The organism is Neisseria shayeganii 871, assembly GCF_000226875.1.
GTDB classification, from domain to species: Bacteria; Pseudomonadota; Gammaproteobacteria; order Burkholderiales; family Neisseriaceae; genus Eikenella; species Eikenella shayeganii.
The window spans coordinates 559,532-583,469 of record NZ_JH164926.1; the positions used below are offsets into that span (position 1 = coordinate 559,532).

The 23,938-nt window shown below is 54.3% G+C and carries 38 protein-coding genes and 1 tRNA gene; 18 read left to right on the forward strand and 21 right to left on the reverse strand.

Going from position 1 to position 23,938, the window contains the following annotated elements; all coding sequences use genetic code 11:
• Window positions 1-15 precede the first annotated feature (15 nt).
• The 6 genes from HMPREF9371_RS02465 (at window position 16) to HMPREF9371_RS02490 (ending at window position 4,054) form a co-directional block, all read left to right on the forward strand.
• Window positions 16-426, forward strand: a complete 411-nt coding sequence (locus HMPREF9371_RS02465) for a nucleotidyltransferase substrate binding protein (protein ID WP_009118279.1) — start codon at window positions 16-18, stop codon at window positions 424-426.
• A 4-nt stretch (window positions 427-430) separates the two neighbouring features.
• A complete protein-coding gene (locus HMPREF9371_RS02470) occupies window positions 431-796 on the forward strand; it encodes a nucleotidyltransferase family protein (protein ID WP_009118280.1) in 366 nt (121 codons plus the stop codon).
• Between the two features lie 33 nt (window positions 797-829).
• On the forward strand, window positions 830-3,187 hold the full coding sequence (gene pheT, locus HMPREF9371_RS02475) for a phenylalanine--tRNA ligase subunit beta (protein ID WP_009118281.1): 2,358 nt from the start codon (window positions 830-832) through the stop codon (window positions 3,185-3,187).
• A gap of 145 nt (window positions 3,188-3,332) precedes the next feature.
• Entirely contained in the window at window positions 3,333-3,635 is a 303-nt protein-coding gene (locus HMPREF9371_RS02480; protein ID WP_040660029.1) for an integration host factor subunit alpha, read from the forward strand.
• On the forward strand, window positions 3,619-3,942 hold the full coding sequence (locus tag HMPREF9371_RS02485) for a hypothetical protein (RefSeq protein ID WP_009118283.1): 324 nt from the start codon (window positions 3,619-3,621) through the stop codon (window positions 3,940-3,942). Before HMPREF9371_RS02480 ends, HMPREF9371_RS02485 begins: the two co-directional genes overlap by 17 nt.
• Window positions 3,943-3,977: 35 nt before the next feature.
• Window positions 3,978-4,054: transfer RNA gene (locus HMPREF9371_RS02490), tRNA-Pro, on the forward strand.
• 41 nt (window positions 4,055-4,095) lie between these two features.
• Here the strand turns inward: HMPREF9371_RS02490 and HMPREF9371_RS13775 are convergent.
• The 20 genes from HMPREF9371_RS13775 to HMPREF9371_RS10970 form a co-directional block, all read right to left on the reverse strand.
• Window positions 4,096-5,115, reverse strand: coding sequence for a tyrosine-type recombinase/integrase (locus tag HMPREF9371_RS13775; RefSeq protein WP_269596921.1), 1,020 nt, complete (start codon window positions 5,113-5,115; stop codon window positions 4,096-4,098).
• On the reverse strand, window positions 4,998-5,402 hold the full coding sequence (locus tag HMPREF9371_RS13060) for a helix-turn-helix domain-containing protein (protein ID WP_083813960.1): 405 nt from the start codon (window positions 5,400-5,402) through the stop codon (window positions 4,998-5,000). The genes HMPREF9371_RS13775 and HMPREF9371_RS13060 overlap by 118 nt, the downstream gene beginning before the upstream one ends.
• On the reverse strand, window positions 5,386-5,676 hold the full coding sequence (locus HMPREF9371_RS02500) for a hypothetical protein (RefSeq protein WP_009118285.1): 291 nt from the start codon (window positions 5,674-5,676) through the stop codon (window positions 5,386-5,388). The genes HMPREF9371_RS13060 and HMPREF9371_RS02500 overlap by 17 nt, the downstream gene beginning before the upstream one ends.
• On the reverse strand, window positions 5,673-5,960 hold the full coding sequence (locus HMPREF9371_RS02505; RefSeq protein ID WP_009118286.1) for a hypothetical protein: 288 nt from the start codon (window positions 5,958-5,960) through the stop codon (window positions 5,673-5,675). Before HMPREF9371_RS02505 ends, HMPREF9371_RS02500 begins: the two co-directional genes overlap by 4 nt.
• Window positions 5,909-6,082, reverse strand: coding sequence for a DUF551 domain-containing protein (locus HMPREF9371_RS14005; RefSeq protein WP_083813961.1), 174 nt, complete (start codon window positions 6,080-6,082; stop codon window positions 5,909-5,911). The genes HMPREF9371_RS02505 and HMPREF9371_RS14005 overlap by 52 nt, the downstream gene beginning before the upstream one ends.
• A 158-nt stretch (window positions 6,083-6,240) precedes the next feature.
• The gene (locus HMPREF9371_RS12440) at window positions 6,241-6,402 is read right to left on the reverse strand and encodes a hypothetical protein (protein WP_009118288.1); all 162 of its coding nucleotides are present in this window, start codon (window positions 6,400-6,402) and stop codon (window positions 6,241-6,243) included.
• 122 nt (window positions 6,403-6,524) lie between these two features.
• On the reverse strand, window positions 6,525-9,017 hold the full coding sequence (locus HMPREF9371_RS02510) for a DNA methyltransferase (RefSeq protein WP_009118289.1): 2,493 nt from the start codon (window positions 9,015-9,017) through the stop codon (window positions 6,525-6,527).
• A gap of 146 nt (window positions 9,018-9,163) precedes the next feature.
• Window positions 9,164-9,466: a hypothetical protein gene (locus HMPREF9371_RS02515; RefSeq protein WP_009118290.1), complete on the reverse strand. Its 303-nt coding sequence runs from the start codon at window positions 9,464-9,466 to the stop codon at window positions 9,164-9,166.
• A gap of 54 nt (window positions 9,467-9,520) precedes the next feature.
• Window positions 9,521-10,342, reverse strand: coding sequence for a KilA-N domain-containing protein (locus HMPREF9371_RS02520; RefSeq protein ID WP_009118291.1), 822 nt, complete (start codon window positions 10,340-10,342; stop codon window positions 9,521-9,523).
• Between the two features lie 192 nt (window positions 10,343-10,534).
• Window positions 10,535-10,813, reverse strand: coding sequence for a hypothetical protein (locus HMPREF9371_RS02525; RefSeq protein ID WP_009118292.1), 279 nt, complete (start codon window positions 10,811-10,813; stop codon window positions 10,535-10,537).
• 26 nt (window positions 10,814-10,839) lie between these two features.
• Window positions 10,840-11,748 carry a hypothetical protein gene (locus HMPREF9371_RS02530; RefSeq protein ID WP_040660033.1) on the reverse strand — a complete coding sequence of 303 codons (909 nt, stop codon included), beginning with the start codon at window positions 11,746-11,748 and terminating at the stop codon, window positions 10,840-10,842.
• A gap of 68 nt (window positions 11,749-11,816) precedes the next feature.
• Window positions 11,817-12,311, reverse strand: a complete 495-nt coding sequence (locus tag HMPREF9371_RS02535; RefSeq protein ID WP_009118294.1) for a siphovirus Gp157 family protein — start codon at window positions 12,309-12,311, stop codon at window positions 11,817-11,819.
• A gap of 45 nt (window positions 12,312-12,356) precedes the next feature.
• Window positions 12,357-13,013 (reverse strand): hypothetical protein, encoded by a 657-nt coding sequence (locus HMPREF9371_RS02540; protein WP_009118295.1) that lies wholly within the window; start codon window positions 13,011-13,013, stop codon window positions 12,357-12,359.
• Window positions 13,006-13,692: an AAA family ATPase gene (locus HMPREF9371_RS02545; RefSeq protein WP_009118296.1), complete on the reverse strand. Its 687-nt coding sequence runs from the start codon at window positions 13,690-13,692 to the stop codon at window positions 13,006-13,008. Before HMPREF9371_RS02545 ends, HMPREF9371_RS02540 begins: the two co-directional genes overlap by 8 nt.
• A 101-nt stretch (window positions 13,693-13,793) precedes the next feature.
• Window positions 13,794-13,943 (reverse strand): hypothetical protein, encoded by a 150-nt coding sequence (locus HMPREF9371_RS12445; RefSeq protein ID WP_009118297.1) that lies wholly within the window; start codon window positions 13,941-13,943, stop codon window positions 13,794-13,796.
• Window positions 13,943-14,185, reverse strand: coding sequence for a hypothetical protein (locus HMPREF9371_RS02550; RefSeq protein ID WP_040660035.1), 243 nt, complete (start codon window positions 14,183-14,185; stop codon window positions 13,943-13,945). Before HMPREF9371_RS02550 ends, HMPREF9371_RS12445 begins: the two co-directional genes overlap by 1 nt.
• Before the next feature lie 509 nt (window positions 14,186-14,694).
• The gene (locus tag HMPREF9371_RS02555) at window positions 14,695-14,922 is read right to left on the reverse strand and encodes a hypothetical protein (protein ID WP_009118299.1); all 228 of its coding nucleotides are present in this window, start codon (window positions 14,920-14,922) and stop codon (window positions 14,695-14,697) included.
• Between the two features lie 558 nt (window positions 14,923-15,480).
• The gene (locus HMPREF9371_RS02560; RefSeq protein ID WP_009118300.1) at window positions 15,481-16,419 is read right to left on the reverse strand and encodes a hypothetical protein; all 939 of its coding nucleotides are present in this window, start codon (window positions 16,417-16,419) and stop codon (window positions 15,481-15,483) included.
• Complete coding sequence (locus HMPREF9371_RS02565) at window positions 16,383-17,255, reverse strand: hypothetical protein (protein WP_009118301.1); 873 nt, start codon at window positions 17,253-17,255, stop codon at window positions 16,383-16,385. Before HMPREF9371_RS02565 ends, HMPREF9371_RS02560 begins: the two co-directional genes overlap by 37 nt.
• Window positions 17,256-17,306: 51 nt before the next feature.
• A complete protein-coding gene (locus HMPREF9371_RS10970; protein ID WP_009118302.1) occupies window positions 17,307-17,957 on the reverse strand; it encodes a LexA family protein in 651 nt (216 codons plus the stop codon).
• 120 nt (window positions 17,958-18,077) lie between these two features.
• On the opposite strand from HMPREF9371_RS10970, the gene HMPREF9371_RS11395 reads away from it, so the two are divergent.
• Genes HMPREF9371_RS11395 through HMPREF9371_RS12450 form a run of 3 tightly spaced genes read left to right on the forward strand, consistent with a single transcriptional unit; the run spans window position 18,078 to window position 18,958 of the window.
• Complete coding sequence (locus tag HMPREF9371_RS11395; protein ID WP_156786975.1) at window positions 18,078-18,302, forward strand: transcriptional regulator; 225 nt, start codon at window positions 18,078-18,080, stop codon at window positions 18,300-18,302.
• A gap of 30 nt (window positions 18,303-18,332) precedes the next feature.
• The gene (locus tag HMPREF9371_RS02575) at window positions 18,333-18,800 is read left to right on the forward strand and encodes a phage regulatory CII family protein (protein ID WP_009118304.1); all 468 of its coding nucleotides are present in this window, start codon (window positions 18,333-18,335) and stop codon (window positions 18,798-18,800) included.
• 2 nt (window positions 18,801-18,802) lie between these two features.
• Window positions 18,803-18,958, forward strand: coding sequence for a hypothetical protein (locus tag HMPREF9371_RS12450; RefSeq protein ID WP_009118305.1), 156 nt, complete (start codon window positions 18,803-18,805; stop codon window positions 18,956-18,958).
• Window positions 18,959-18,963: 5 nt separating this feature from the next.
• Here HMPREF9371_RS12450 and HMPREF9371_RS12455 read toward each other — a convergent pair whose 3' ends face one another.
• Window positions 18,964-19,146 (reverse strand): hypothetical protein, encoded by a 183-nt coding sequence (locus tag HMPREF9371_RS12455; protein WP_009118306.1) that lies wholly within the window; start codon window positions 19,144-19,146, stop codon window positions 18,964-18,966.
• A 121-nt stretch (window positions 19,147-19,267) separates the two neighbouring features.
• On the opposite strand from HMPREF9371_RS12455, the gene HMPREF9371_RS02585 reads away from it, so the two are divergent.
• The 9 genes from HMPREF9371_RS02585 (at window position 19,268) to HMPREF9371_RS10980 (ending at window position 23,932) form a co-directional block, all read left to right on the forward strand.
• A complete protein-coding gene (locus tag HMPREF9371_RS02585; RefSeq protein WP_040660037.1) occupies window positions 19,268-19,471 on the forward strand; it encodes a helix-turn-helix domain-containing protein in 204 nt (67 codons plus the stop codon).
• Between the two features lie 99 nt (window positions 19,472-19,570).
• Complete coding sequence (locus HMPREF9371_RS10975; protein WP_009118308.1) at window positions 19,571-20,509, forward strand: hypothetical protein; 939 nt, start codon at window positions 19,571-19,573, stop codon at window positions 20,507-20,509.
• Entirely contained in the window at window positions 20,509-21,177 is a 669-nt protein-coding gene (locus tag HMPREF9371_RS02595; protein ID WP_009118309.1) for a hypothetical protein, read from the forward strand. Before HMPREF9371_RS10975 ends, HMPREF9371_RS02595 begins: the two co-directional genes overlap by 1 nt.
• 185 nt (window positions 21,178-21,362) lie before the next feature.
• Window positions 21,363-21,572 (forward strand): hypothetical protein, encoded by a 210-nt coding sequence (locus HMPREF9371_RS02600; protein WP_009118310.1) that lies wholly within the window; start codon window positions 21,363-21,365, stop codon window positions 21,570-21,572.
• 86 nt (window positions 21,573-21,658) lie between these two features.
• The gene (locus HMPREF9371_RS02605; RefSeq protein ID WP_009118311.1) at window positions 21,659-21,913 is read left to right on the forward strand and encodes a hypothetical protein; all 255 of its coding nucleotides are present in this window, start codon (window positions 21,659-21,661) and stop codon (window positions 21,911-21,913) included.
• Window positions 21,910-22,389, forward strand: a complete 480-nt coding sequence (locus HMPREF9371_RS02610) for a RusA family crossover junction endodeoxyribonuclease (RefSeq protein ID WP_009118312.1) — start codon at window positions 21,910-21,912, stop codon at window positions 22,387-22,389. The genes HMPREF9371_RS02605 and HMPREF9371_RS02610 overlap by 4 nt, the downstream gene beginning before the upstream one ends.
• Window position 22,390: 1 nt before the next feature.
• Window positions 22,391-22,996, forward strand: a complete 606-nt coding sequence (locus HMPREF9371_RS02615; protein WP_009118313.1) for a DUF1367 family protein — start codon at window positions 22,391-22,393, stop codon at window positions 22,994-22,996.
• Window positions 22,997-23,099: 103 nt separating this feature from the next.
• Entirely contained in the window at window positions 23,100-23,396 is a 297-nt protein-coding gene (locus tag HMPREF9371_RS02620; RefSeq protein ID WP_040660039.1) for a DUF1364 domain-containing protein, read from the forward strand.
• A complete protein-coding gene (locus tag HMPREF9371_RS10980; protein WP_009118315.1) occupies window positions 23,393-23,932 on the forward strand; it encodes a hypothetical protein in 540 nt (179 codons plus the stop codon). Before HMPREF9371_RS02620 ends, HMPREF9371_RS10980 begins: the two co-directional genes overlap by 4 nt.
• Window positions 23,933-23,938: the final 6 nt, after the last annotated feature.

The following is a 23,938-nucleotide window of genomic DNA, read 5'->3' on the forward strand; positions in this document are numbered from 1 at the left end:
TAGGGACCACGCATCATGGGATCACTCAACCTTCAGTCTTTAAGCAATGCCATCACGCGCCTAAACGAAGGCTGGCAGCGCTATCAGCAAGACATCAGCGATACGCAAATCCGCGATGGCCTGATTCAGCGTTTTGAGTTTACCTACGAAATCAGCCACAAAACTTTGAAACGTTATCTGGAATACACCTCCGCCAACCCGGCCGCATTCGACCAAATGACGTTTCAAAACCTGATCCGCACGGCCAACGAACAAGGCTTGCTGCTGGGCGACTGGGCCGATTGGAAACAGTATCGCGATATGCGCAGCCGCACCAGCCACACCTACGACGAAGCCACTGCCTTGGCCGTGGTGCAGGGAATCGAAAAATTTTTGGCCGAAGCCGTCTTTCTGCAAAGCACCCTGCAAAGCAAGTTGGCGGAGTGAGCCGATGCATGCAGCCTTAGAAACCTTAACCCTAAGCCCGGAGCAACTGGAGATTATCCGGCAAATCCTGCACCGGCACGTGCCGCAATATGCGGTTTGGGCATTCGGTTCTCGTACCAAAGGCACGGCCAAACCCTATTCCGATTTGGATTTGGCCGTCATCACCACCCGCGAACCGCTTCCGCTGTCTGTGCATGCCGATCTGACCGATGCCTTCTCAGAATCCGACTTGCCTTGGAAAGTGGATTTGGCAGACTGGCAACTGCTGAGCGAAGCTTTCCGCACCGAAATCGCCAAGCATTATGTGGTGCTGCAAAAGGCTGACAAAACAAACAGGCTACCTGAAAACCCCAGGCCGCCAAAACATTAACACTATTGAATTGAATACACTGGAATCTAAACCATGCAATTCCCCTATTCCTGGCTGAAAACCCTGGCCCGCACCGATCTTGCCCCCGACCAACTGGCCCACTTGCTCACCATGGCCGGTTTGGAAGTAGAAGACACCCAACCCGCCGCGCCGCCGTTTCAAGGCGTGGTGGTGGCCGAAGTGAAATCGGTGGAAAAACACCCCGATGCCGACCGTCTGAACGTCACCCAAGTGGATGCCGGCACCGGCGATCTGATCCAAATCGTCTGCGGTGCGCCCAATGTGGCGCCCGGCATCAAAGTGCCTTGCGCCCTGCACGGCGCGGTGCTGCCCGGCGAGTTTCACATCAAGCCCACCAAAATGCGCGGCATGGCTTCCAACGGCATGCTGTGCTCGGCCAAAGAGCTGGGGCTACCTGAAAAAGCAGACGGCTTGCTGATTCTGGCCGATACCGCGCCGGTGGGCGCCGACATCCGCGCCCATCTGAATCTGGACGACACCGTTTTCACCCTCAAAATCACGCCCAACCGCGCCGACTGCCTCAGCCTCAAAGGCTTGGCGCGCGAAGTGGCGGCTTTGAGCGGCTGCGAACTGAACCTGCCCGAGATTCAAACCGTTGCCGCCGAAGCCGCCCGCCGCCAGCCGGTGCGCATCGAGGCGCCGCAAGACTGCGGCCGCTTCCTCAGCCGCGTGATCGAAGGCGTCAACGCCCAGGCCGAATCGCCCGCCTGGCTGACCGACCGCTTGGAGCGCAGCGGCATCCGCAGCATTTCCGCGCTGGTGGACATCGGCAATTATGTGATGCTGGAGCTGGGCCAGCCGATGCACGTTTTCGATGCCGACCGGCTTTCAGGTAGCCTGATTGTGCGCCGCGCCGTTGCAGGCGAAACCCTGGCCTGCCTCAACGAAAAAACCGTTACTTTATCCGACAACACCTTAGTGGTTGCCGACGAGCGGCAAGCCTTGAGCATGGCCGGCCTGATGGGCGGCGAGGGCAGCGCGGTGAGCGGCGACACGCAAAACATCGTGTTGGAATCCGCCTGGTTTGCACCCGACATCATCGCCGGCAAATCGCGCCAATACGGCTTCGGCTCCGATTCTTCCTTCCGCTTCGAACGCGGCGTGGACTTCACTTTGCAGCGCGACGCCATCGAACGCGCCACCGCCTTGGTGCTGGCCGTTTGCGGCGGCCGCGCCGGCAAAGTGGAAGAGGCCGTCGGCGAGTTGCCGGAAAACCGCCAAGTCCTCCTCCGCCCCGAACGCGTGAAGCGCCTGCTCGGCGTGGACATTCCTTTAGAAAGAATCTCCGCCATCTTGCAAGACTTGGGTTTGCAGCCCCAAGCCGTGGCCGAAGGCTTTCAAGTCCAAGTGCCGCCCTTCCGCTTCGACCTCGCCATCGAAGCCGACCTGATTGAAGAAGTCGCCCGCGTGTACGGCTACGAAAACATTCCCGACGACTACACCGGCGGCAAACTGGCCATGCTGAGGCTACCTGAAAACCGCCACCCGCGCTTCGACATCTACAGCAAAATGGCCGAACGCGGCTTTCAGGAAGTGGTCAGCTACGCCTTTGTGGATGAACAATGGGAGCAGGATTTCGCCAGCAACGGCCAGCCCGTGCGCTTGCAAAACCCGCTGGCGGCGCAGTTCTCCGTGATGCGCTCCACCCTAATCGGCAGCTTGGTGGAAATCCTGCAAAACAACCTCAACCGCAAGCAAAGCCGCGTGCGCCTGTTTGAAATCGCCCGCGTCTTTAACCGCAGCACCGACGGCAACTTCCTGCAAAACGAACACATCGGTGCCTTGGTGTACGGCAACGCCCTGCCCGAACAATGGGGCGAGAAAAGCCGCGCGGTGGATTTCTACGACCTCAAAGCCGATGTGGAAAGCCTGCTGGCCGGCAAAAACGCCGTCTTCACTCCCGCCGCCCATCCGGCCCTGCACCCAGGCCGCAGCGCCGTGATCAGCCTGAACGGCGAAGCTGTCGGCTTTATCGGCGAACTGCATCCGAAGTGGCTGCAAAAATACGATCTGCCGCAGGCGCCGCTGCTGTTTGAATTGGACATGGCCGCCGTTTGTGAGCGTGAAAAAGTCCGCTACCGCAGTGTGTCGAAATTCCAGCCCGCCCGCCGCGACTTGGCTTTTGTGCTGCCGGAAAGCGTTTCCTATGCCGAGCTCGAAGCCGCCCTGTGCCAAGTTGACAGCCCGCTGATTCAAGCCATCGAATTGTTCGACCTCTACCGCGGCACCGGTCTGCCCGAAGGCATGAAGAGCATGGCGATTAAAGTCATCCTGCAGGATCAAGACGGCACCCTCACCGACGACAAAATCGATCCGCTAACCGCCCAACTGCTGGAAGCCGCCGCCCGAGTCGGTGCCAAACTGCGCTGAATCACGCTTACGTCCGCTTTTCAGGTAGCGTGTCTGGCCTTAGGCAGGCTACCTGAACACCCTACAGAGAAAACCAACACTATTCACTTGATTTTGAAATAACAATTAGCGATAATCCGCGCCTTAGAAAATACAAGGAATGATCATGACCCTGACCAAAGCAGAATTAGCCGATATTTTGGTGGACAAAGTGGCCAATGTGGGCAAAAACGATGCCAAAGAAATCGTCGAGCTCTTTTTTGAAGAAATCCGCGCCACCTTGGAAAGCGGCGAAGAAATCAAAATTTCCGGCTTCGGCAACTTCCAGCTGCGCGACAAACCGCAACGTCCGGGCCGCAACCCCAAAACCGGCGAAGAAGTGCCGATTACCGCCCGCCGCGTAGTAACCTTCCACGCCAGCCAAAAGCTCAAAGGCATGGTGGAGCACTACTATGACAAACAACGCTAATCTGCCGCCGATCCCTGCGCAACGCTACTTCAGCTTGGACGAATTGTGCCGCCTGGCCGACATCTGCCCCGAGCAGTTCCGCCAATGGCAGCAGGACAACGGCACCGTTTTGGGCTACGGCGGGGAAACCTACACCCGCCGCGACGTCATCAAAGCCCGCCAATTCAGCGGCAGTTTCCCCGCCTACGTGGACCGCTTCAACCTAAACGGCTTGGACCAGCAAGGGCAGCCGGCCGCCGACGCAGAAGAAATACGCTTCGGCCTGCAGGAAGTGTTAAGAAAAATCGAAACAACGCTTGCCAAATAAACTAAGTGCCACTATAATACCCGCTTTCCTTGAGTCGGAGTGTGGCGCAGTCTGGTAGCGCACTTGCATGGGGTGCAAGGGGTCGAAGGTTCGAATCCTTTCACTCCGACCAAAAAAGACCTAAAAATCAGCTATTCACGGTAGCTGATTTTTTTATTGCTTTTTGGTTGGTGCCATACTGGTGTCAAAGGCGGACGCATTTTCCGCATACTGACGCAAATGGTTTGTGTTCAGATGCGCGTATTTCTGCACCATATCCATACTGCTCCAGCTGCCCAATTCCTTCAGCTGATAGATCGGCGTGCCGGATATGACGTGGTTTGTCGCCCAGGTGTGACGGCAGTCGTGGAATCTGAAATCTTCCAGCCCTGCCCTCTTCCGCGCTGCCATCCATGCCCTCTGATTGGCTCGCTTGATTGGCTTGCCACGGAACGTGAACACAAATTCGCGGTGTTTATCAATCTGCGACAGCAAGGCAGACATGGCCTCTTGGTTCAATGGCACGCCAATCGGTTTACCGGATTTGGTGTTGTCTGCATGTATCCATGCTGTTCTTCTGGCTAAATCAATTTGACGCCATTGCAGCTGGGTGACGTTGCTCATCCGCAAGCCTGTTGCCAATGCAAATCGGACAATGGGTATCAAATGGTCCGGCAATTCTTCGAACAGCCTTTCTTTCTCTTCTGCCGTCAGCCAACGCTCACGCCGTTTCGGCTCTTCCAGCATGTTGAATTTCGGCACCTTGTCCAACCAACCCCAATCGCAGGCCGCCCGTAGCACGATGCGGATTTGCTGAAGGTAGGCATTTACGGTGCGCGGCTTCACGCCTTCTGCCATTTTGGCGTCTCGGACATTCCGCAAAACCACGCGGTCGATTTCGGATATATTCAGGCGCCCAAGATGGTTATCCAGCCAGCGCAAAAAAAGCAGCGTGTTGTAGTCCTGCTGCTTTTTCGGGTTTTCTTTCAGCCATTCAACTACGGTTTCGGCCCATGAATATTCCTGGCGGACGCCGAGTCGCTGAATCTCAAACAGCTTGTTGTAATGCTTGGCTGCTAGTTCTTTTGCTTGTTGCTCGTCTTCAGTTTGAGCATACTGGCGTATTCTTTTTCCGTCTGGTGCGGTAAACGAGTAGTACCACCCGCGCCGACCTTCACGCCGGTAAACTCTGATGATTTTTTGACTGGACATGATTGTCTCCTTTCATGTGCAGCCTCTTGCCGGGCTGCATTGTTGCCTGATCTGATGTGTTCGTCCAGTTCGTCTTCAAAAAAGTACCACTGGCCATGTTTTTTGTGGGCTGGAATTTGCCCTGTCCGTGCTTTCAAACGCACGGTTTCTTCATGTAGGGATAGCCACTTTGCTGCCCCTGATACTGTCAGCATTTTCTTCTCCAAAACAAAACCCGCCCTGATTTGGGCGGGTGGTTGAACTTGCTTGCGGTTATTCCGCAGGTTCATAAGTAGCCTCGAAAATATCAGGCTTGCATGGGTAAAACTCACCCTGCACACCACGGATAATCCAATCGCCTTTACTGGCGAGCATATTACCTTCCAGAGTGGGGATAAGCAGGCCGCCACATTCAGCACATTCGGCCATTATTTTTGCGCGGGCGACCCCAAAGATAGACGACAAGTCCACATCATGTATCCACTCATACAAAGCGATGGTATTACGCTCTTCGCCGGTGTATTGTTTGGCCTCAATGGTCACGGGTTTCTTGCGGAATTTCATTTTTCATCTCCGTTAAAAATAGCTTCTTTACGTTCCTTAAAGATAGTTTCTGATTCGATAAATGCTTGAGCCATATCAAAAGCGTCTAAAGCAAGCTCGATTCTCCAATCAGGCGAAACAGTGCCTCCATCCTTGCGGATATAGCCATCCCAATATTCCTGATAAATGATGGGAAGAAGCGTTAAAGCTACTTTGCGTCTTAACTCGTCGTTAGTGTAATTCTCACGCATCATTAAATTCCTTTCGGCAGTGTCGGCAGCGGCTGCCAGTGAGTGACGTCCCATATTTCATATTTGTTTTCATCGAAAAACATTTCGCTGTCTTCGCAGTAGTAGCCAATGGACGGCAATAATTGTCCGCAGTCCCTATACAAAACTATTGCCGCTGAGCCTTCTGCTGGCAGCATGTCTTCCGCGCGTATCCATACGGACTGTTCGGCGCGGGCAAGTCAGCCCTGCTCTGCACTATTGCCTTCGATTTCTTCAATCATCTCTGGATTTTCACGAATGGTCCGCTTGTGCCATTCGTTGAATGCTTGGCGTTCTTTCTCAATTTGTTCCGGTGTCATTTCCGTTTCCTCCGTTGGTGTTTTGGTCGCTGAAACTTCTGCACGGGTTTCAGCTTTACTGGATGCTCTGCCTGTTTTCGGGGCTTTCTTTCCGGTTCGGGCTGCTTTTCTTTCATCAGGCCAAGGCTGATTGCCAAGGCAACAAACACGTTTTTCATTTACTCACCTCATCAAAAACTGTCGAAATCAGTAAGCCAAGTACGATGCCCACTACAACACATACGGCGTTTTCTGGTGCCATTTTTTACTCCAAATAAAAACCGCCCGAAGGCGGGTGGGTTTATGCTGCCGGCGCTTCCATAAAATCGAACAAGGAAGGCATCTGAACTTCTTGCTCGGCAGCTTTGAGATATTGCACGCTGTCCAGAAAGTAGCCGGGGTTCAGTTCGCTGCCCTGGCCTTTGCGACCCATTTTGACGGCGCGGTAAGGGACGGTGCCCAATCCGCAGAATGGGTCGTAAACCAGCTCGCCGGGGTTGCTGTAACGCTCTATCAGGCGGTCTACGATGTCTGTCTGGATCGGACAAAGATGAAGCTGCACATTACGTGCTTTCTGCTGGCCGTTAAGGGTGAGCATTCGGTTGATGTCGTGCCATACCATGCCGTCGCCGCTGCCGGGGGCAAGGCTCATAAAGCTGGAGGGTAGGGCGCCGCGGGTTTCCAGTTCTTCGCCGATTCTGACGTGCGTTTCGTAGTCATAGACGTTTTTCAGCGTCCAGTCGGTAAAGGCGCGGCTGAGTTTGTCCGGCGGCAGGGCGGCCAGTTCCGCCGGGGAAAGTTGGCGGTCGCCGCTGCTGCGCCAGAAAGCGTGCGCATCGATCTGCCAGCGGGCGCGGGTGTACTCGTCTTTGCTGTGCTTGACGGGGATATCGGCATAACCGCGCGTGCGGTCGGTCTGCGGCTTGCGGAACAGAATAATGTACTCCGGAGAGCCAACGCCCATTTTGGTACCGTCTTTGGTCATTTCCGTCCAGCCCAGCCGGTAGGTCTGGTTGTTTTCGCGCACCACATCCGTTACCACGGTAATCATGCCCATGTAATCAAATCCGTGTTTGATGCCGTGCATGATGGCTTCACAGTGGAACGGCGACACGGTGGGCGCTCCGGCCCCGGTGACATTGCCGAACAGGATGCGGTCTTTGACGTGGCAGGCATAAATGCGGCCGGGCTTGAGGATGCGTTTCAGCTCTGGCGTCAGGTAGTCCATCTGCGCCCAAAAGTGATCGTTGTCGTCGGTATGGCCGAAGTCGTTGTAGCTGGGGGTGTACTCGTAGTGGTTTGAAAACGGGATGGAGGTGACAATCAGGTCAACGTGGTTTTCAGGCTGCCTTTGCGCCTCCAATACGCAATCGTTGTTGGCCAGCGTGTAGCGCTCGCCGCTGGCTTCGATGCGCTCAATGCCGATGGTGCGGGTGAGCACGTCGGATAGGCTCAATTGATTCAAGCCGTGTTGTTTGATGATTTCGGTCATGTTGTCCACCATGTGTTTATGATTGGCCCACTTCTCTTCCAACGTGCGCAGGATTTCACGCTCCGCTTCCGAATAGATGATGTGAATTTCCACCTGCTCGGTTTGCAGGAAGCGGTGAATGCGGTGTACGGCCTGAATGAAGTCATTGAAGCTGTAACCGATGCCGGTAAAAATGGCTTTATGGCAGTGGCGCTGGAAGTTGCAGCCGCTGCCCGCAATCGAGGGTTTGGCGGACAGGTATTTGAATTTGCCATCGGAAAAATCAATAATGGCCTGTTCGCGCTTGTCGAGGTCTTGGCTGCCGTAAATGGCCACGCTTTCCGGCACCGCTTTTTGAATGGCGTGGCGCTCGGTCTCCAGGTCGTGCCACAGGATGTAATGGCTGTCCGGGTCGGCGGCCAAAATTTCCTGCATCTTGGCCATACGCGCCGGCAGGCTGTCGCGCTTTTCGGCGGCAGCAGATTGCAGGCCGATGGCGGCATCCTTGAACAACAGGATCTGGCCGAATTTGTCGGCCCCGGCCAGCTCGTGCTGTGTTTTCACTTCGTGGTAAACCAGCTTCATTTCCGGCAGGTCGTAGCCGGTGTCGTCAAAGCCTAAATCGGACGGACGTTGCAGAAATACTGCCCACGAATTGAGCCACAGCCAAAATTCCTGCTCTTTGTGCGGGTATAGGGTGAGGTTGTTGGCCTTGGTGCTGTCGCGCTGGAAAAAACGGGTCAAAGACTGCCCGGTATCCATGATGCCGAGGAAGCCGGCATAGTGGATCAGCTCCTTGTAGCGGTTCGGCGACGGCGTGGCGGTGGCAACAAACTTATGCTTGACGTTGCGGAACAGCGGCAAAAACTCCTGATAGGTTTTGCTGCCGTAGCTGCGCAGCACGCTGGCTTCGTCAAGCGACACCACGGCAAACAGGGACGGATCGAGCTTGCCGTCGCGCACACTTTCGTAGTTGGTCAGATAAAAGTCGCCGCCGTCCATCTCTTCCGGCCGGCGGATAAACTGAAAATCCACGCCCAGCTTTTGGCCGTCGCGCTTAAATTCTTGGCGCACACCCAGCGGGCAAACAATCAGGGCCTTACCGCCCGCCTTGGCCTGCATGATGCGGACAATTTCAATCTGCTGCATGGTCTTGCCCAAACCGAAGGCTTCAAAAATGGCACGGTTCCCACCCTTGACCGCCCACTGCACCACGGCTTTCTGATGTGGTTTCAGCATGGGGTTGATTTCGCTCAGGTCGATGTCGTAGCCGTCAAATTTGGCCAGCGGCATTTTGGCCTGTAAAAATTCTTCGTAGGTCATGGTGGTTTTCCCAATAAAAAACCGCTGCTTTGTATGCAGCGGTTGATTCACAAAATTACTTGTCGCTCAGATTCCGGCTTTTTTGATTGGCAAGCCGTTGCCGGTGGCGGACGACTGCCTGCCAGTTCCAGACGCGGCGGCGGGGGTTATTTATCATGGACTTCTTTCTGCATAGTCTCATCAATTTGGCGGCGGTACTCATCAAGGTCAAACGCCATGCCCATTGCCTCAACGGCGAGGCGGCCAATCTTTTCCAACCGCACGGTGTCCGGGTGGGGGACAAGCTCCAGTTTATAATCGCTGCATAAATGATAGCCGAAATCTTCGTCAAAAATTCGCCACATTTTTGAACCGTCGTCTGCGATAACCGGTTCATCGCTCACAATAATAACTTCCATGTCACCCGTTAAGTGGTAACACTTGTCGCCAAATTTAAATTGCTGTGTCATTTGTTTACTCCAAAAGAAAAGCCCCGCATTGCGGGGCTACCTGAAAAGGGTTGGTTAAATGGTCTGCACGGCGTCGAAACGGCACAGGCTATGCCGGATGTGGTTGCGGTAGTAGCTGTCGGTGATGTTCGGCAGCTCTCGCTCCAATGCTTCGCGGCTCCCTCTGAGGAAGGAGATGCTTTCATCTGCGATTGTCCACATGGTAAGGGCTTTGCCGTAGCCCAAGGCTTTCAGCGGGGCGGATACTTCTTCAAGCAGGCGGCATGCCCAGTTGCAGTAGTAAACCACGGTGGCGAGTCTGGCGACTTCGTGGTCTTCGAAGCGGGCAGCTTGCGGTTGGCGGAAGACTTCGGGGGCGTCTTGGATGCTGTTCAGGTAGCCCAGGGCGCGGTCGAAGTCTGCGGCGGCGATTTCGTGGTAGCTGTTCACTTGGCAGAAGCTGTGCAGCTTGCGGTAGATTTCCTGCCAGTGTTCGCCGGTGCGGTGGTGGCGGGCCATGACGGCCTGTTGGATTTGCTGTTTCTGCGCGGGGGAAAGTTTCAGGCTACCTGAAATGATTTCTTCAATCTTCATGTCGCACCAAACGGCGAAGCGGGCGTCCAGCCAGCTGGCGAAGTGTACCGCCAGTTTTGGGTGTAGCCATGTGCCCCTGCTATTGCCACCGTTTACCACAGTAACCAATTGATTTTCTTCCACTAAGATTTTTGTCTTAGTGCTTAAGAATTCAGCAAGCGCAACGATATATTCTTGAGTTTGCTCGGTTTTAAGATAATCGCGGGGTTGTTTACCGAAATGGGCAGCAATGGCGGTGGCGTTCAGGTAGCCGTCTTCGCGGAAAGAAACGGGAACTTGGCTGTTGAAGATATGGGTTTGCATTTGAATGCTCCTTGTACAAGTTTGAGAAACTTGCCTACACGCCGCCAAGCGTGGGGGGCAAGGTCTGATTTACGGTAGACAACGGCTTGGTATAAGCCAATGCTAGAAAGCCAAATCTTGCAGAAAAAATCCCCTTCGTCAGCGTGGTATTCTTCCCAGCATGGGTCTTCCGGCGTGGTGTGTTTTTCCCATTTAAGCATTTTTCTCTTTCTGTATAGTTGTATCAATTTGACGTCGGTATTCGTCTAAGTCGAACTTCATGCCCATTGATTCAACAGTGAGGCGGCCAATTCTTTCCAACCGCACGGTGTCGGGGTGGGGGATAAGTTCCAGTTCATCTTCGCCGAAGGTGTCGAGATGAGTATCGCCATGTAGTGCCACTACCACGCCGAATTTAAAATCAACTACCGAGCCGATATTGCCGGTTTCTTTATGGCGCACGAGGTCGCCGAATTTAAACTGCTGTGTCATCTGTCTTCTCCAATAAAAAGCCGCCTTCACGCAGCCTGCGCGTGTTTCACGTCAATATCTATCAGCCGCTGGCGGAAGCGCTTAAAGTCAATCAGCGTCAGGCCGGTGTGGTTTTCAAACGGTATCAGCCATTTGCCCACCATTTCCCGAATCATGCCTTGCAGGGTGTCGGGTTGGCCGTATGGCTGCCAGACGGGTTTGCGCAGGTCGGGTATGTTCTCCGGTTCTTCCACGTCCTGAAAGCACTCGGCGATGCGGTACAGGCACCAGGCGGCTTCCAGAATGCCAGTGCGCAGTTCGGGCATTTTGATGCCGTATTTTTTCGCCAAATCACGCAGCGATTCGCCACGGATGACGGCGTTCAGTCCTTCGTAATGCTCGCGCGGACGCTCGAACAGGCCGGTGGTGTAGAGGGCTACCTGAACGCTGGCGCAGTATTTGGCGATGCCGTCCACGGTGCGGGCGGGTATGAATTCGGCGTAGGCGGCAGCGTATTTGATGAGGATGCGCAGCGGGCGCAACAGGATGCGGCGCTGATTGGGGCTTAAATCCTCTTTCTCCCGGCTCTGCTCCAAGCTGTGCTGGGCGGCGTTGGCGGCGGCGCTCAATTCGTAGTCGGCATAGATGCCAGCCACGCAGCGCATGGCGCGGATGAGCTTTTCAAACACGGTAACGGATGGCATGTGGTGGCCGTACACCAGTTCGCCGTAGGCCAGCCAGCTGCGGATTTCGTCGGTTACGGCGCTGTCTTGGCTTTCCGGCGGGCCTTCGCGCATGTCACGGCGGTTTTGATGTTGCTGAAATTCGATGTTGGCACGGCGGTTGCGGTCGCCGGGGATTTTGCCGGTGCCGATTTTCTGTTTGGCTTCGCGGGCGATTTTGGCGGCGGCTTTGGCCTGCTTTTTGGCGGCCATGATTTGGGATGCGGTTTGCATGGGTGGCTCCGTGGTTTCAGGCGGCACGCGGCCGCCCGGGGTTAAACCAATTGGCCTTGCAGCCTGCATTATTTGAGGCGCAGGGATTCCATGCCTTCAAGCAGTTTTGCGCCGGGTATGTCTTGTCCTGCTTTGATGGCTGCTTTGATGGCTGCTTTGTCCGGCTCGGTTTTGACGCGCATCAGTTCGGCGGGGATTTGGCTTTCGTCGAAAATCTCTACCGATGGTGGATTTTTGGCGAATTTGGCGCTGAAGGTGCCATCAACAGCTTTGATTTCTTTGATGCCGATGCGGCGCATATTGTCGGCCAGATAGGTTTTCAGGCGTTCCTTGCGGTTTTTGACGGCTGCAAGTTTTGCCTGCATGGTTTTGATGTGGGAGGCCAACATTTCTTCTTCAGCGCCAAGATTCATGGCGTAGGCCACCACGGATACGGCTTTGGTTTCAAATTGGCCGATGACGGCTTCGATGGTGTCTTGCGCCCATGTCTCGTCGTTGTCGGCCAGTTCGTTCAGGGCGCGCAATACGTCGTCGGCGCATTGGTACAGGGTGATGTTGCTCATTTGGGGTCTCCATTAAAAATGGCAGCCATTCAGGCTGCCTGAAACTCAGAACGGAATATCGTCGTCGATGTCGTCCACCGGTTGCGGCTGGCCTTGCGGTGCGGCTTGGCGTTGCGGAGGGTGCGGGGTTTGCCCGCCATTCTTGCGGCGGTCATTCAGTGGCTTTTCGGCAATGTAGGCCATTACTTTGCCAAGTTGCACCGGCTCGGTGGCTTTGCCTAGGATTTCGCTGGCGGTCATTTCGCTTGCCGGTTCGAAAACGCTGTAAATGGCGGGGCTGGGATTATCCCGTCCGTCTTCATGCACCATTTGCACCACGATGCCCAGGGGTTTGTTGTGCAGTTGGATAAAGCAGCCGCGGGTAACGGTTTCTTCCTGGCGAGTATCGGGGTTGTACTCTTTGACTTGCGTCGGCACGGGGTCGCCGCTTTCGCGCATTCGCAGGCAGGCCAGGATGGCGTGGATCAGTTTGCAGCCGCCTTCATTGACGGTGCCGCCGTGGTAGCTGGTATTGATGTAGAAACGGGCTTTTTGTTTGGTGTCGCTGACGAAGTTGAGGAAGATGCCCTGTGATTGGCCGTTTTGGCCGTTTTTGACGTGCCAAACAGCGCTCTCGATGTGGCCGGAATATTTGCCGGCTTCGTTGATGTAGCCGCCGCGCTGGTCGTAGGCTTTGGCTTGTCCGGCGTCGAGTTTAAACATTTTCTGTTTCCTTTTCGTTTGAAGGTTGGGGTTGCTGGCCGTAGTAGTCGCAAATCACGGCATCTACGGCGGCGAGGTCGTTTTCGATTAAATCCGGCTCGAACATGCCCATGGGGCTTTTGCAGGTATCGTTGCCGTTATTGTGGGTTTGGAACAGGTAGTTGCCGTTGATGGCTTGGGTGCGCAGCACCGTCGTTACCATGCCTTCGAGTGTGATTTTCTCGTCAAGCAGCTTGCCCACGGTTTTGATGCGGGTTTTGCCGCTGTCGTCGGTTTGGGTGTGACCGAGGATGTAAACCCGTTTGTGGTCGGGCAGCTTGGCGGCTTGGTCGAGAATGTCCCAAGCGTGACGGGCGATGCGGTTGAACTTTTGGAAGGCTTCGTTGCCTTTGGCTTCGTCGGTTACGCCGCGCATAAATTCGTTGGCCATCAGGTACTGAAAATCGTCAATCACGATGATGTCGCGGCTGCTGCGCTGCATGGCCTTGATGATGCGGTCGCTGTCGTCGCAGGGGAAAATGTTGCCACCGTCTTTATCCAGCACTTTCCAGCCCGCCGCGCGAAACGGCAGCGGCTTGCTGATGGCCTGAATCAATAGGGTGTTGTCGGGTTTCAAATTGCGGAGGGATGCGCTCTTGCCGGTACCGCTCTCCCCGAGAATCATGGTTACGATTGCCATTGTTTATCTCCTGTTGCTCCAGTTGCGCCATGACTTGCGCGTAAAACATTTGTTGGCCGCACATGGCTCACTCCAAAAATAAAGCCGCTCAGGCGGCGGGGTTATTGTTCCAGTTCGGCGCGGGCGCACCAGACGAACCAGGCGTCTTCGGTTTCGGCGCTTTGGTAGCTGTTGTCGCTGTGTTTCAGCAGGCAGTAGCCTTGCTCCCGCGCCCATTTTTCAAAGTGGCGGCGTTCGCGTACGGTGTCCATTATTCGCCCTCCACGGGGTCGAACACTACGCCGGCCAGTAGCTCTTCGTCGCTCATGCCCTGCCAGGGGCTGGCGAGGACGGCGAGGCGGGCGGCTTTTTGGGCGGCCGGCTTGGTTTGGGCTGCCGATAATGCAGGCCGCGCGGGCTGCGGGGCTTCGGCGCTGCTCATAGCGGCGAGTGCGCCGAGCATAAAAATGGCCGCTGCTGCGGCTGTAATGGCTTGCGCTGTATTGCGTGTCATGTCCATGTCTCCTTGTTGATGGCATAGGGCTGGCGGCTGGTCGCAACCGCCATGCCTATGCCGCGAGAATGCGGGCTTCGCACCCGCTCGGCTGTTTGGACGAGTAAACAGCTAAACCTCTTGGGCATCCCCTGAGGCTGTTTAACGTGTACCGGCGTAGATGCCCCTACTCCGGCTCGACACGGGCAGATACGGCCTCTCTGTTGCTAGAGGCTGACACAGCGGCTGCCATCTCCGTGCGTCTGGGGTTGGCCGTCTCTCCGGCCTGTCCGTGCGTCGCGGTAAATCGGTGTCGCTATCACCGACAGGAGGTCTTACCCACGCACTGCTGCTGTTTTCCCACCTGCAAGCTGGGGTCATGAGCGCCCACTCAAGGCGGTATGGGTAAGGGTAGCACTCGGGGTTTGGGCTGTTGCGTTGGCCGCTAGCTTTCCGAATCGGTAGCATTCACGGTTTCCGCGGTCGCGTTGGCCCTTAGCCTTCCCTTACCGATACCGCCTAGGGCGGCGTTACTGCCGGGCTTGGCGGCGGGCGTAAACGGCTTTGAGCATCTTGTCCACAGCAAGTTGTTCGTCGATGGTGAGGTCGTCGTAAAACTCGCTCAGCGGCTCATCGTGCATGGCGTCGATGGCTTCTTCTTCGCCCCATTCAGCGGCCTGTGCGCGGCTGATTTGGTCGATATGGGCGGCCAGTTGCTTGTCTTGGTAGCGGGCGGTGGCGCGGTTGAAATCGAACATGTCTCTCTCCTGTGTTGAACCTTTAATCAAGCCGCCTCAGTGAAGCGGCTTTGTTAAAAATTCTGCTGATACCTTACGGCCTGCCGAGCCGCTCTCTCTGAACAAACGCGCCGTGATGCTTAAAGATCGATTCAGGGTGGCTTTGTGCGTTTGCAGGTATCTACATTTCGCTATCGGTTTATAGCGGGGCTTTTCGGTCGCCTGTGTTGCTGGCCTACTTCGCCTGATTCCGCTGTTTCCCCGCTGCTGTTTGAAAGACTGATGCGGGGTCGCCGGTGTCTGTGTATTGCTTCGATGGGTGTATATTAGCCATTGCCTAATGTTATGTAAATAGGCAATGGCTAATTATTTAGATTTATTTTGTTATCGTTCTGTTTTTTAAATTAAAATAATTAGGCAATGATTAATTTATTGGTGGTTGTGCGCAAAAAAAACCGCCTTTGGGGCGGTGGCGGTTGAACTGTGGTGATCATCACCATAGTTGGCGGGTGTGAAAAGAAAACCGCCGTGAAGGCGGTTTCTGCGCAGCTAAAACCCACGCGGGGCGGTGTAGTAGGTTTATGCTATGAACGCGTGGGCATGGCGGGCTAATTTATGAATGTCATCTTCTACTTCCATTCTAAAAGTAGCCTTCTCAGCGGTATTTTTTTTAAGCAGCCAATATGTATGGTCAATGGTGTTGTCAATATCCGCCGACGAGCCTTTCGGGCGATATACAAATAAGCCGGCCTCTTTCTCGCCATCCTTATAGTTTACGGCCAGTTCAATATCTTGTTTGGCGTAAAACAGGTGGGCATCTCCGATAAGCGTTTTAATATAATCAGCGGAGACGAAAGAGGCAAAGCGTATTTTGTCGTTTGTGATATCCGGTTCTGACCAAAGCTGCAAATGCTGTAAGCGTATGGATGCCTTACTGGCTGTGCAGGATGGAATAATGATGGGGTTATCTGCGTCATGCCAACTGTTTTCAACGAATTGGGCATTCTCCTTTTTTAACAAGCTATGAACTGTGTGCCGTAGGGTTTCGGTGCTGATATTGCGTTCCTTTGGCGTCTCTTTTTTTTGGCACATCAATTCGAGGGATACCATGCTTGTATACAGGCGGTCTAATATCTCCGGGATGCTGTCGCCTGCCACGAAGTAGGGCTTGCCGAGCGAAACTTGAGGGGAGATATCAACAGACAGGCTTTTTTGTCCGCTTAGGTATTGTCCGATGATGCCGAGCAGGAAGCTGAAGTTCTCTTTGCCAACCCCACCATACAGGGCCTCAAACGGAGCGGCATTCGGAAGGAGTTTGACATGAACTTTTCGGCGGTGCAGCACGCAAACACCAACGTTCAGTATTTCCCCGGTAGCAAGGTTCGGGGAAATACGGATTGGCGCCCATTTTGCTGTGATGGCCGGCTTGGGCATCTGCATGGTCATCGCCGACAAGGCGGAAAAAATATCCGCGTCAGCCGCTAAATCAGCCTGTGAAACCGCTGCCGTAGCAGACATGGCAATCCCTTTGTTCTATCAGTTAAAAACTGCCTGAATGCCGTAGATTCAGGTTCTTTCAGGAGCGCATTTAACCAAAAATGCAGCTCTCCTTCAATGTTTTTCAGCTTTTCCTCGTGCTGTTCGGCGTGAACAATCGCCGTGCTTTGGAGACGCTCGGTGCTGGGGGTGGCGGTGGCTTTCCTATGGGTTATGGCATTGAGCAGCCGGTTGTTGTAGAGCTGGTTGGCGTCCAGCATCTCGCATTCCCAGGTTTCATCTTGGCTGTTAATTAGCCTGCCGTTGTCAATCAGCGCGTACTTGTGCTTGGATAAACGCAACAGGTTATTGAAGTGCCGGTCTGCATGGGCAATGTTTTCATCCAGTGCGATAGCCGAGCTGTATCCGTCCCATTTGGCAATGTCTGTTGCTATCTCCTGCTGGGAGATGAGTTGCTCTATACCCTTTTGCGTAAGCAAGTGGATGGCCGCGCTATGTCCGTCTAAGCGGGAGGTGCAGAAACAAACGACATTATCAGCCGTTTTGTTTTGCATCCAAGCGTTCTGTTTGCGGCGGGCAATGTCGGCAAATTTGGGCAGGCTGGTAGTTGGCAGCGCAACGATAAACGCATGATGCGGCTGGCTAATACCCAAGGCATGAGCCACAAGAAAGCCGACGATTTCGTTGATCAGCCCTTTTTTGGAAGTGTCATACAACTTGCAGAATGCTTCAATTTTTCCTGCTGGATGATTGAACTCTCCAATGAAAACCGGGTTGAGGTGTCCGTCCGCATCGCCGAGCCAGTTGTTAAACCTGATAAAGCTATCCGTACTCAAAACAGGTATCAGTTTATTCATTAAAATTCCTTTTCGGTTCGAAACCCCGTCAATAAAGACATTCAGGAAGTATCACGGGAAGCGAACAATTTTTTCAAAGACAACCCCGCAAATTTGAGCCTCATCTGTCATCGGGATAATCGGATCAGGCCAATCAGGATTTAGGGCTTTTAGATACATCTTCCCTTCTTCAATGATCAGTTTCTTAAAGGTTGCCTTCTTGTCGCCGTTAAGCCGAACAACAACCAGCGATCCGTTGTGGTATGGCTTTTCTGGATCAACCAAGATGATGTCCCCATCATCGAAAGAGTAACGGCTGCCGGGATTTTTCATACTTTCGCCCGAGACCTTGAGCGCGAAAGAAGAACCGCTGTGCTTCGTTGTCGTATTCAGCCATTCATCGGCATCGCCAGGCTGGAAGTTATCAATAATTTCCGCCCAAGTTCCGGCTTGGACGCTTGAGATTAAAGGGATTGCCGGTTGAATATCTGGGGCTTGAGTTACATTAACATCGAAATTGATGCCAAAGTGTTCAGGGCCTACCACATCCGAGAAATAGGTAACTAGTTTATCTAAATGCTCTTTACTGATTCGGCCTGTTTTAATCCATCCGCTCACAGATGGAGCTTTAACTCCAAATTCAGTTGCAACATCTGCTTTCTTAACTTTCTTCAGTTCTATTGCCTTCGCAATAGCATCACCAAGTTCTTTCCCTGTAAGCATTTTTATCCCTCGTTAGGCAGTGCCTAATACTAATTAATCAGCATAGAGTTAGGCAATGGCTTGCTTATTATTAGGCATTGCCTTAGAATTGCACAAAAAAGTGAAGCAGAAAGGATCTGTATGACTAATCACATTGAAGCGGCAATCAACGCAGCAGGCGGCTTGCAGCCTTTGGCAATGGCTGTTGGCGTGACTACCGCAACAGTTATTGGCTGGAAACAAGGCGCTCGCCCCGTACCAATCAAACGTTGCGTAAAAATTGAAGAGGTAACTCATGGAGCAGTTTGTCGCAAAGACTTGCGACCTGATTGGCGTGAGATCTGGCCAGAACTAAGCCATGACTGAATTATCAAGACCTTTGAGAAGGTTTACACCATGAAAACAGCCCATGATTTCCTGCGCCACCCTGAATTTGCTCTGCTGCTTCAGGCAGCCTGCAAAAACGGGCGCGGCGGGATTACGGCGGTAGCTGCGACCATTGGCATGAACGAAAAGCTGCTGGCAAACAAGCTCAATCCGAACTGCCCGACCAACCACCCGACGGCGGACGAGGTTTGCCGCATTGTTGAAGCGACGCAGGACATCAAGCCGGTGCAGCGCTTGGCCGGGTTGGCTGGGTATGTGTGTATGCCGTTGCCGGATTGCGACCGGGCTTACAGCGACCCGCTGGCCGGTTTTGCTGATGTAGCCGAAAAGCACAGCCGGGTGGCAAAAAAGCTTATTGCCGCCCACAAAGAAGAATCGGAATCAGGCCGAGAAATTGGCCCGAACGAGCAGATGCGCATTCGCGCGGCGATATTGGACATGGTGAACGATGCCATGTGCCTGTACGGGAGTATTTAAAGATGAAGAAGACAAGCAAACACTTAAGCAAACGTGAACGCCGCCTGATTAAGGGCGTGGTGTTCGATCAATGGCAGGCAGGCAAAGAGCCGGTGTCCGATATTTTGGATCGTGCCGAAGCGGTGGCGAAGTTCTTTGCCCGCCTGAAGAAACGATAAGCAGATTACATATTTAACGAGGCTTTGGCTGCCGGCGGGGATGGATTTCGGTTTTTATCCTCTTCGAGGATGGCTTCTGCTAAATCGAATAAGTCTTTCGCATCCTCTGAATAGGGAATGTTGTATTCGCGGCGAGTTGCCAAGATTGCGGCCAATTGCAGTGCTTCAAATTTTGTCAATTTGGACATTTTACCCTCCGTGGGGCGGTTGTTTGTGGAAATTCAATCATACCACGGCGTTAGCGGACGTTTTAACCGCCGGGCGGGTGGGATGCCCGCCGAAATACGGCTACCTGAAAGGGAGTATCTGATGAGCCAATCACAGCAAATCCTTGCTTGGATGCAGGCAGGAAACAGCATCACGCCGCTTGAGGCGTTGCAGCGTTTTGGTTGCTTGCGTCTTGGCGCGCGGATTTATGACTTGAGGCAGTCCGGCCATGCCATATCAAAGCAGACAGTGCATGACGAGCGGACGGGTAAAACGTATGCCAGTTATTCGATGGTGAGGGGTTGATATGCGTGAACGATTTTGGACGTGGGCCTTTGCTTGTGCTTTGGCCGTAACCGAGTTTTGCGAGCGCCAGATGTTGGCGGCGGTGGGGGAGCGGGAGTAATGGCAATTATCCGAACGAAACAGGTGCGCAATTTTACGACTCTGGATAACGGAATTTTTGCGACCGGCGGTTTGGCGTGGGATAGCAGAGGTTTGCTTTGTACTTTACTTTCCAAGCCCGATGATTGGCAAGTCATTGTGAAAGCGCTGGAAAAAGAAACTGAAGGGACGCGCAAGCATACCCGTGAGCGCGGTATCTGGGAAATGTTCAAAGAGTTGATTGCGGCAGGATATGTGGTGCGTAAAAAGCGCCAATCCGGAGAGGTGGATTACTACGTCTTTGACACGCCGCAAACTGCTGAAACCGCAGACTGCGGAAATAGCAGCCTGCGAAAACCGCAAACTGCTGAAACCGCAGACTGCGGAAATAGCAGCCTGCGAAAACCGCAAACTGCTGAAACCGCAGACTGCGGAAATGTCGGTGAATTAATAAATACTGACAACTACAACAAAGAACTGAAAAAAGATAACAAAGAACTGAATGGCAACGGGGGTGCTGACGCACCGCCCGCTGCGCCGCCGGCTGTTGTCAATCCGCCTGATGCAAAACCGAAGTCTGCAAAACGGCCGAAGGGGGAACCTGACCCGGACAATGTGCGCACTTGGCAGGCCTATGCCCGTGCCTACCGCGACCGCTACGGGGTGCTGCCTGCAACCAATGCGAAGACGCGGGGGCAGACTGCGCAGTTTGTGGGCTTGGTAGGCCGTGAAGTTGCACCGGAACTAGCCGCCTTTTTCGTTTGGCACAACGAAGGTTGGTTTGTGCGTAGCCGGCATGACTTCGGCTGCCTGCTCAAAGCTTACCAGCAGGTGCTGACGGATATGCAGCGCGGCGAGCAGATGACGGCAACCAAGGCGAGGCAGACGGAGCGGACACAGGCGAATTTTGAGAGCCACAAAGGGGCGTTGGAAATCTTGAAGGCGAAGGGGGTGATTTGATGGAAGACTTTGCGAAAAAGGCGGTGGCGATTGATGAGGCCCTGACAGTTTGCTGCGAGATGACGGCCACTGAGCTGTCTGCGGCTGCCAAGGCGGCGATGATCGAAGATTTGCTGGTTTACGAAACCGCTCAGGTGTTGAAGGCGTTGCACCGCTGCCGCCGTGAATTGACTGGCCGCCTGACTTTGGCTGCGGTGTTGGAGCGCATTGATACCGGCCTGCCATCCGCGGATGAGGCGTTCGGGATGCTGGTGGAAGGTTGGCGCAATGAGGCGCTGACGGTGGTGGTGCCGGTGATTGCGATGAAGGCGTCGGAAAACGGGGCGATGGATTTGTTCTACGCCGGCGACAAGACCGGGGCGCGGATGGCGTTCCGTGCGGCTTATGAGCGGCTGGCGGCGGATGTGCAAACCAACGGCGGCAAGGTGGATTGGTTTGTGAGTAAGGGACATGACCGCGAGCATCAGACCAAGGCCATCATGGAGGCGGTGCAGCTTGGCCGTTTGCCCCAGCAGAAGGCGGCGATGTATCTGCCATCTGAGGCCGGCGAAGAGCGTTATTTGCTGGAAACCGGCCAAGTGCTGACGGAAGAGCAGCGCCGAATCGGTAAGCAGGTAACGGCGAATCTGTTGGCTTTGTTGGACAAGCGGGATATGGCCAATGCCTAACTGCCCCTGCTGCGCTGCCCGCGCCGAATCAGGCAGCCTGATACGCAACTGGCGCTGTATCGAGTGCTGCGCAGATGAGATACGCAGCCACCGGCCAAACAGGAAATTGCAGGAAACGGCGCTCAGGCAGCTTGAGTGTTTGCAGGATGCGCCGGCGAGAGAGGAAATTTTGGAGCGATTGAGAAATGAATTATTGGCTGATTGACATTATCCACGCCTTAAATGGCCTTTGTAATTTTGTGGTGTTCTTTAGTTTTATTGGATATTTTTTATTAAAAATAAAAGGTTATGAAATAATCGTCACAAAAAAAAGACCTAAATTTTTGCTGATTGCGGCTTTTTTGGGTGTTTTGTTTATCCCCTCAAAAGAGACGTTGATTAAATTGCTTGGGTGAGGCTTGGAAATGCGAAAACTGATGGATTGGCTGGCCTGTGAGATCGGGCTGGTGGACGTGACGAAACAGCGTGGCGAGGTGTCGGAATGAAGTACCCGAAAACAGAAACCAAGACCAATAGCGCGGGGTGGATACAAGGTAACAGCCTGAACACCCGCAACAGCTACGGCGAATTTACCTGGAGCATCAAACGGCACAAAGGCCATCCGGTGGCTGTTATCAGCCGCAGGGGCAAGCTGTATTGCCGTTTACGGATGCCGCCGGGCGTTGGTTATCGGGTAATGCAGCAGGACATTGTGGACTGGTTGAACGACCGCTTGTGCTGCGAGGTATCGGAATGAAAAAGACCCTGCTCTTCCGCGTGAACGGCCAGCCACAAGGAAAAGGCCGACCGCGCAGCACCAAAGGCGGCCGCCACTACACGCCGGCAAAAACCCGACAATACGAGGCTGGAATCCGGGCGGCGGCGATGAAGGCGGCCCAGCTGCAAGGTTGGTTGAAATCGGACGAGCCGCTGCGGGTGCATATCGGAGCATGGTTTGCCGTGCCGAAAAGCTGGAGCAAGAAGAAGCGTGCGGCGGCGATGGCGGGCAATCTGTATCCGACCGGAAAGCCGGATGCCGACAACATCGGCAAGGCCGCCTGTGATGCCTTGAATGAAATCGCCTACCACGACGACAGCCAGGTGGTGGAGTGCATTATCCGCAAGCGCTACTGCTTTATGCAGGATGATGTGCCGCACATCACGGTGTTTGTGGAGCGGATGCCGACGATGGACGAAATGAAGGCAGAAGCGTTGGCGCGGGAGGCGGCCTGAAATGGCGATTGAGGCAGCCGTCATCAAAACCCCCGCCGGCACATTGGCCCCGGCCACGGTGGCGGATGCGGAAATCTTGCGCGAACTGAAAATAGGCAAACCCTACCGCGTCAAGGTCACGCAGATGTCCAACCGAAGCTATCAGCACCACAAGCTGTTTTTCGGCGGTCTGCTGCCCTTGGCCTACCAATACTGGCAGCCCACCGGCGGCATGGTAACGGAGGGCGAAAAGAAGCTGGTGGAGCAGTTCGCCCGCCGCCTTGAATCCCTGCACAACAGCGGCGGCCTGTTTCTGGAATTTGCCGAGGCATTTGTTTTGCAAGTAGCAGTCAAGCGCGGCGAGAAAGTAGGTGCGGTGCTGCACGATATGGAAGCCTTCCGCCGCTGGCTGACGATGGAAGCGGGCTATTTTGAGGTGTACGAAACGCCAGCCGGCATCCGCAAAGAGCCGATGAGCATCAGCTTTGCCAGCATGGATCAGGAGACGTTCAACGCCTTTTACCGCAACTGCTTTCAGGTAGCCTGGAACATGATGCTGAGGGGCAAGTTTGAAAACGAAGAAGCCGCCCTGCGCGCGGCGGAAGAAATGATGGAGTTTGGATCGTGAAATTAAGTGAATTGGCTTTTTTGTTGGTATTCGGCATCCCTGCGGTGCTGTTGATGTGGGGCGGCACGCTGGTGCTGCTGCGCCGCTGGTGGAGGGGTTATTGATGAGCAAGATACGGCAAGCGGCACGCGGCCAGCAATGCCAAATCAGGCTGCCCGGCATCTGTAACCGCAACCCCGAAACCGTGGTGCTGGCGCATTACCGCATGGCCGGCACCTGCGGCACCGGGCTGAAACCGCCGGACTGGCAGGCGGCGTTTGCCTGTTCGGCCTGCCATGATGAGGCCGACCGCCGCACGCGGCTTATGGATGCGGAAGAAGCGCGGCTGGCCCACGCAGAAGGCGTGATGCGGACACAGCAGATTTTGGTGGAAATGGGATTGTTGGGAGTGAAGGGATGAACGAACAGGCACTATTTGGCAGCGTGGAAGAAGCGCTGACTTTTGCGTTTCACTATTCGGCCGAGCAGTCGCCGCGCACGCCGATGACGGCCTTGGCGCAAGGTGGTGCAATCGGCAGCGGAAAAGGCTTGCACGGCGTGGACGGAGCGGCACAGGCCGCCATGATATTAAACAAGCTGGATGCCTTGCCCAAAGAGCAGCGCTGGGCGCTGACGGTACGATTTGGAGATGTGGAACGCGAATGCCCGTGCTGCGGCCATCCTGCCAAAAGCAATGAATGGAAAGATGCGGTTGATGGCTTGTCTTGGTGTGTGGAACTTGAGGGTATCCCGAAGCAGATGCGCCATGCGATGATTGCGAAGGTATTGTGCCGGCAGCCCCATAATTTCAGAGCTGATTGTGAGCGATACGGATTGGTATTGCGCACCCTGAATCGGCAGAAAAATTCACTAAAAACCAGATTGAATGCACTTGAGCGAAAAGGGTTAGATGAAATGCGTGATATTTTGTTCGACCTACTCCCTAATGCTGCATAGTTTTAT

What these genes read in the sequence shown, in the direction of transcription:
- HMPREF9371_RS02555 (WP_009118299.1), bottom strand. Translation starts at nt 14,922, where the DNA reads ATGTTCGATTTCAACCGCGCCACCGCCCGCTACCAAGACAAGCAACTG.
- HMPREF9371_RS02595 (WP_009118309.1), top strand. Translation starts at nt 20,509, where the DNA reads ATGGAAGACTTTGCGAAAAAGGCGGTGGCGATTGATGAGGCCCTGACA.
- HMPREF9371_RS12455 (WP_009118306.1), bottom strand. Translation starts at nt 19,146, where the DNA reads ATGTCCAAATTGACAAAATTTGAAGCACTGCAATTGGCCGCAATCTTG.
- HMPREF9371_RS12445 (WP_009118297.1), bottom strand. Translation starts at nt 13,943, where the DNA reads ATGGACACCGTACGCGAACGCCGCCACTTTGAAAAATGGGCGCGGGAG.
- HMPREF9371_RS12440 (WP_009118288.1), bottom strand. Translation starts at nt 6,402, where the DNA reads ATGAAAAACGTGTTTGTTGCCTTGGCAATCAGCCTTGGCCTGATGAAA.
- HMPREF9371_RS12450 (WP_009118305.1), top strand. Translation starts at nt 18,803, where the DNA reads ATGAAGAAGACAAGCAAACACTTAAGCAAACGTGAACGCCGCCTGATT.
- HMPREF9371_RS10970 (WP_009118302.1), bottom strand. Translation starts at nt 17,957, where the DNA reads ATGCTTACAGGGAAAGAACTTGGTGATGCTATTGCGAAGGCAATAGAA.
- HMPREF9371_RS02560 (WP_009118300.1), bottom strand. Translation starts at nt 16,419, where the DNA reads ATGTCTGCTACGGCAGCGGTTTCACAGGCTGATTTAGCGGCTGACGCG.
- HMPREF9371_RS02550 (WP_040660035.1), bottom strand. Translation starts at nt 14,185, where the DNA reads ATGACACGCAATACAGCGCAAGCCATTACAGCCGCAGCAGCGGCCATT.
- HMPREF9371_RS02505 (WP_009118286.1), bottom strand. Translation starts at nt 5,960, where the DNA reads ATGGGACGTCACTCACTGGCAGCCGCTGCCGACACTGCCGAAAGGAAT.
- HMPREF9371_RS02610 (WP_009118312.1), top strand. Translation starts at nt 21,910, where the DNA reads ATGAAAAAGACCCTGCTCTTCCGCGTGAACGGCCAGCCACAAGGAAAA.
- HMPREF9371_RS02545 (WP_009118296.1), bottom strand. Translation starts at nt 13,692, where the DNA reads ATGGCAATCGTAACCATGATTCTCGGGGAGAGCGGTACCGGCAAGAGC.
- HMPREF9371_RS02575 (WP_009118304.1), top strand. Translation starts at nt 18,333, where the DNA reads ATGAAAACAGCCCATGATTTCCTGCGCCACCCTGAATTTGCTCTGCTG.
- HMPREF9371_RS10980 (WP_009118315.1), top strand. Translation starts at nt 23,393, where the DNA reads ATGAACGAACAGGCACTATTTGGCAGCGTGGAAGAAGCGCTGACTTTT.
- HMPREF9371_RS02500 (WP_009118285.1), bottom strand. Translation starts at nt 5,676, where the DNA reads ATGAAATTCCGCAAGAAACCCGTGACCATTGAGGCCAAACAATACACC.
- HMPREF9371_RS02620 (WP_040660039.1), top strand. Translation starts at nt 23,100, where the DNA reads ATGAGCAAGATACGGCAAGCGGCACGCGGCCAGCAATGCCAAATCAGG.
- HMPREF9371_RS02540 (WP_009118295.1), bottom strand. Translation starts at nt 13,013, where the DNA reads ATGTTTAAACTCGACGCCGGACAAGCCAAAGCCTACGACCAGCGCGGC.
- HMPREF9371_RS02535 (WP_009118294.1), bottom strand. Translation starts at nt 12,311, where the DNA reads ATGAGCAACATCACCCTGTACCAATGCGCCGACGACGTATTGCGCGCC.
- HMPREF9371_RS02485 (WP_009118283.1), top strand. Translation starts at nt 3,619, where the DNA reads ATGACAAACAACGCTAATCTGCCGCCGATCCCTGCGCAACGCTACTTC.
- HMPREF9371_RS11395 (WP_156786975.1), top strand. Translation starts at nt 18,078, where the DNA reads ATGACTAATCACATTGAAGCGGCAATCAACGCAGCAGGCGGCTTGCAG.
- HMPREF9371_RS02605 (WP_009118311.1), top strand. Translation starts at nt 21,659, where the DNA reads ATGAAGTACCCGAAAACAGAAACCAAGACCAATAGCGCGGGGTGGATA.
- HMPREF9371_RS10975 (WP_009118308.1), top strand. Translation starts at nt 19,571, where the DNA reads ATGGCAATTATCCGAACGAAACAGGTGCGCAATTTTACGACTCTGGAT.
- HMPREF9371_RS02470 (WP_009118280.1), top strand. Translation starts at nt 431, where the DNA reads ATGCATGCAGCCTTAGAAACCTTAACCCTAAGCCCGGAGCAACTGGAG.
- pheT (WP_009118281.1), top strand. Translation starts at nt 830, where the DNA reads ATGCAATTCCCCTATTCCTGGCTGAAAACCCTGGCCCGCACCGATCTT.
- HMPREF9371_RS02465 (WP_009118279.1), top strand. Translation starts at nt 16, where the DNA reads ATGGGATCACTCAACCTTCAGTCTTTAAGCAATGCCATCACGCGCCTA.
- HMPREF9371_RS02520 (WP_009118291.1), bottom strand. Translation starts at nt 10,342, where the DNA reads ATGCAAACCCATATCTTCAACAGCCAAGTTCCCGTTTCTTTCCGCGAA.
- HMPREF9371_RS02480 (WP_040660029.1), top strand. Translation starts at nt 3,333, where the DNA reads ATGACCCTGACCAAAGCAGAATTAGCCGATATTTTGGTGGACAAAGTG.
- HMPREF9371_RS13060 (WP_083813960.1), bottom strand. Translation starts at nt 5,402, where the DNA reads ATGAACCTGCGGAATAACCGCAAGCAAGTTCAACCACCCGCCCAAATC.
- HMPREF9371_RS02525 (WP_009118292.1), bottom strand. Translation starts at nt 10,813, where the DNA reads ATGACACAGCAGTTTAAATTCGGCGACCTCGTGCGCCATAAAGAAACC.
- HMPREF9371_RS02510 (WP_009118289.1), bottom strand. Translation starts at nt 9,017, where the DNA reads ATGACCTACGAAGAATTTTTACAGGCCAAAATGCCGCTGGCCAAATTT.
- HMPREF9371_RS14005 (WP_083813961.1), bottom strand. Translation starts at nt 6,082, where the DNA reads ATGCTGCCAGCAGAAGGCTCAGCGGCAATAGTTTTGTATAGGGACTGC.
- HMPREF9371_RS02565 (WP_009118301.1), bottom strand. Translation starts at nt 17,255, where the DNA reads ATGAATAAACTGATACCTGTTTTGAGTACGGATAGCTTTATCAGGTTT.
- HMPREF9371_RS02530 (WP_040660033.1), bottom strand. Translation starts at nt 11,748, where the DNA reads ATGCAAACCGCATCCCAAATCATGGCCGCCAAAAAGCAGGCCAAAGCC.
- HMPREF9371_RS02515 (WP_009118290.1), bottom strand. Translation starts at nt 9,466, where the DNA reads ATGACACAGCAATTTAAATTTGGCGACAAGTGTTACCACTTAACGGGT.
- HMPREF9371_RS02615 (WP_009118313.1), top strand. Translation starts at nt 22,391, where the DNA reads ATGGCGATTGAGGCAGCCGTCATCAAAACCCCCGCCGGCACATTGGCC.
- HMPREF9371_RS02585 (WP_040660037.1), top strand. Translation starts at nt 19,268, where the DNA reads ATGAGCCAATCACAGCAAATCCTTGCTTGGATGCAGGCAGGAAACAGC.
- HMPREF9371_RS02600 (WP_009118310.1), top strand. Translation starts at nt 21,363, where the DNA reads ATGAATTATTGGCTGATTGACATTATCCACGCCTTAAATGGCCTTTGT.